Annotated in this window: 5 protein-coding genes; all 5 read right to left on the bottom strand. The window is 38.0% G+C overall.

Going from position 1 to position 3141, the window contains the following annotated elements:
• Window positions 1-44: 44 nt before the first annotated feature.
• Complete coding sequence (locus AC27EF_RS13525) at window positions 45-953, bottom strand: DUF3991 domain-containing protein (protein WP_487111294.1); 909 nt, start codon at window positions 951-953, stop codon at window positions 45-47.
• Between the two features lie 479 nt (window positions 954-1432).
• Complete coding sequence (locus AC27EF_RS13520; RefSeq protein WP_487111293.1) at window positions 1433-1720, bottom strand: type II toxin-antitoxin system Phd/YefM family antitoxin; 288 nt, start codon at window positions 1718-1720, stop codon at window positions 1433-1435.
• A 243-nt stretch (window positions 1721-1963) separates the two neighbouring features.
• Window positions 1964-2218, bottom strand: coding sequence for a Txe/YoeB family addiction module toxin (locus AC27EF_RS13515; RefSeq protein WP_487111292.1), 255 nt, complete (start codon window positions 2216-2218; stop codon window positions 1964-1966).
• 4 nt (window positions 2219-2222) lie between these two features.
• Window positions 2223-2474 (bottom strand): type II toxin-antitoxin system Phd/YefM family antitoxin, encoded by a 252-nt coding sequence (locus AC27EF_RS13510; protein ID WP_487111291.1) that lies wholly within the window; start codon window positions 2472-2474, stop codon window positions 2223-2225.
• Between the two features lie 212 nt (window positions 2475-2686).
• Complete coding sequence (locus AC27EF_RS13505) at window positions 2687-2911, bottom strand: DUF3791 domain-containing protein (RefSeq protein ID WP_487111290.1); 225 nt, start codon at window positions 2909-2911, stop codon at window positions 2687-2689.
• Window positions 2912-3141: the final 230 nt, after the last annotated feature.

Genomic DNA, 3141 nt, shown 5'->3' with positions numbered 1-3141 from the left:
TCCTTTCGTTTTGGGTGTCTATGCTAGCGGGGACGGTTCACACGTTATCCTACCTTCCTTAAGAATATTAGCGCTTCATTCCAATCTTTCCATTGCCGGTCCGGTCGCTCATCCCAAACTTCATACATCTCTTCGTATTTTTTACAAAGCTTCTTGGTCTGTTGATCTCCCCACTGATCATTGTCCAGATGAAAGAAAATCTTTTGAATGTTCAGTAAGTGTCTTAGATACTCTTCCAAAGCAGTATCAGCCAGACAACACAATGCCACAAAATGATCTTCTAACGTCTGAGGATAGATTGTTAAATAACTCATTGCATCAATTGGCGCCTCAAAAACATGCAGTGTATTTGAACTTCCTTCTTTATGAAATGCATAGCGTTTCTCACTTCCTGCTGTTTCACCGCGAAATGGTTGTTCGGTGACAGTTCCTCGAACGGTGCAATGCCTTGGAATTCCCTGAAAATCATACCCTACAAAGACACAGCTGTGATATGTATTTTCATAAAGCATTTTTCTTCGCACCATTTCATCCACCACCCAGCGGTCGATCTTGCGTGTTTTGATTAGATAAGCATAGATATGCCGAAAATCCTTGGAGGCTTTCGGAAGTTGAAACGATTTTCTTTTTTTATGCTCCATTTTCCTTTCCGAAGCACTGTATGTATCAATCGAAGTCCCTAACAAATAGTTCACTGCATCTATGAAATTACAATCTTTTAGATACATGACTAATTGTATCGGACCTCCCCCATAAATTTTCTCACCTTCTACTTTAGCCGCAAAACATATCCACTGATTTTTTTCCGGAGCAAATACCAGTCCTCCATGCCCACCGGCTCGAATCTCCCGGTGCTTTTTCTCCAAATGAAGTCCCAAACACTCTGCCACTTCCAAAAGATTCTTTTGATTCGCCTGACTGATTTGTTCCTCTGTAAAAAATTTTTTTCTCATAAATTCCCTTTCTTAACCTCTCCTGTTTCAAGAAATTCTCCATTCCGTAAATAGATACGATACATCTGGTAATATTTTTCTTCTTTCTTTATTGCTATCATCCTTTCTTTTTTACTAATTTTAGGCACAAAAAATCGCCACCCGACTATAAGTGACGATTTTGGAAAGTATTTTATTGTTATCGAATAAGCCAACTGTAATCCTGCCTACAATCCACCACATAATCAGCGTAAACTATATCGTCTACTATCTGGAATATGATCATATAGCGTTTCTCAAACAGGATAAAACGATAGGCATTTCTTGGGATATATTCCCCTGTGAGCCACGGACATCTTTGCGGCATTGCTTCTAATGAATTTGCCGTTTTCTCAAACTCTACCGTCAGTCTTTCTGCTACTTCTGGACTAACCTATGCCAAAAATGCGACATGGGAAACAAGCATCTGTGTTGCTCGTTCCGATACAATCACATGGTATTTATTCTGCTGTTCCATGACCTGCCGCCTCCTTGATTGCACTACGCATCATCGCAGCGACTTCATCAACAGAGTAGCCTTTGCTTCCACGCATCCTATCTTCCTCTACGGCAAGCAATTCCTCACGCAGCTTCAGCATTTTCTCCCTGCGGTTATAAGTTTCAATATCCATAACGACTAAATCTCCCTCACCGTTCTTGGTAAGGAATACCGGCTCTGCGGTCTTTCTGCACATATCGGCAATCTCGTTGTAATTCTGGCGGATTGCTGCGGATGGACGAATATTCATAACAAAACCTCCTTGCGTTCATTAAGTGTCCACATTCGGACAATCGTAGTTGGCTACTACATTTGCAAATAGCTGGACAGTGACAATTAGCGACAATCAGCCTAGCGGAAGCTCAACCGTCAAAATGAGAAGAACCCCTGGTAGCGGCTGCTACCGAGGGTTCGTTTTATGTCTATTCTAACACTAATCTCATTTCTTAACTATCGCCAGTATATCACATTGTAGGAACATCTGTTTCCCGATTTAATAATGGTACTTACACATATATATAATTAAGTTATTATTATTTATCTGATACACAAGTCTGTGTTCATCATTAATTCTTCTACTCCATTTCCCAGCTAAATCATATTTTAATCCTTCAGGTTTCCCTTTCCCTTCATATGGGCTTCGCTTAATATCTTTAATCAATTCGTTGATTCTTTTTAATATTTTTTTGTCTGTTTTTTGCCAATACAAATAATCTTTCCATGCATTTTCAGTGAAAGATACATTCACAATTTTAATCCTCCATTTCAAAATCTATTAATTTACCATCTTCCGCCTGTTGAATGGATTCTTTTAACCATGCATAATTTACCTTGCTGTCTCTGATATATACATTTTCCATTAGATTATCATATTGCTGCTGGGACATAAGAACAACATTCTCATCATTCTTTCTTGTGATAATCGCTATATCAGCATCTTCAACGACTTTATCACATACTTTTTTTAAATTATTTCTGGCATTTGAAAAATTTGTCGCTATCATTTTCTCACCTCATTTTCACTTTTCTAATATTATTATATGATTCCAAAGCAAAAATATCAATATTTTGTACAATATTTTGCACATATTTTTTACTTTTCTCTTCTTTCACTTGCAACTCTGCACCAGCTCCAAAATATCTGCTACATATTTTCTTAAAAAGGGAATGTCCAAAAAAGACGTTCCCTACAGATACTACGATTTCAATATAAAAGTCATTGGTATTTACCGCTGTCTTGCCGATACTCTGACATTAATTCATCCACAAGATATTCATCACTCATACAATGCATATCTGAAACACCATTATGAACCAAATGATAAAGCTCGGAACGATAAAAAAGATCCAGCGCTTCACTTAGTGGCACCCCCGCTTTATTAGCAAAACACTCAATGACACGGGAATATTTTTTCTGAAGCAATACAGGATTCGCCTTCATAGCTTCTCACTCCTCGTATAATATCTTTTAGATACATAAATCCATGTATCTTGGTTAATAAGTTACTAAATAAATATTGTTCAATAGGCTTAGCAAAGCCCATGATATAATTGTCCTAGTGTCAATCAGGTAATAGTTCTTCTCACTCCTTTTGAACCAGTAATGGTTGCTTCATTGAAAGTCTGTTCCCCTGACATGGAAGTTAGCTTCAAACCGGCTGGCTGTTTGCT

The organism is Anaerostipes stercorihominis (genome assembly GCF_057535655.1).
This window is presented reverse-complemented; position numbering and strand designations above follow the sequence as displayed.

What these genes read in the sequence shown, in the direction of transcription:
- AC27EF_RS13510 (WP_487111291.1), bottom strand. Translation starts at nt 2,474, where the DNA reads ATGATAGCGACAAATTTTTCAAATGCCAGAAATAATTTAAAAAAAGTA.
- AC27EF_RS13520 (WP_487111293.1), bottom strand. Translation starts at nt 1,720, where the DNA reads ATGAATATTCGTCCATCCGCAGCAATCCGCCAGAATTACAACGAGATT.
- AC27EF_RS13525 (WP_487111294.1), bottom strand. Translation starts at nt 953, where the DNA reads ATGAGAAAAAAATTTTTTACAGAGGAACAAATCAGTCAGGCGAATCAA.
- AC27EF_RS13505 (WP_487111290.1), bottom strand. Translation starts at nt 2,911, where the DNA reads ATGAAGGCGAATCCTGTATTGCTTCAGAAAAAATATTCCCGTGTCATT.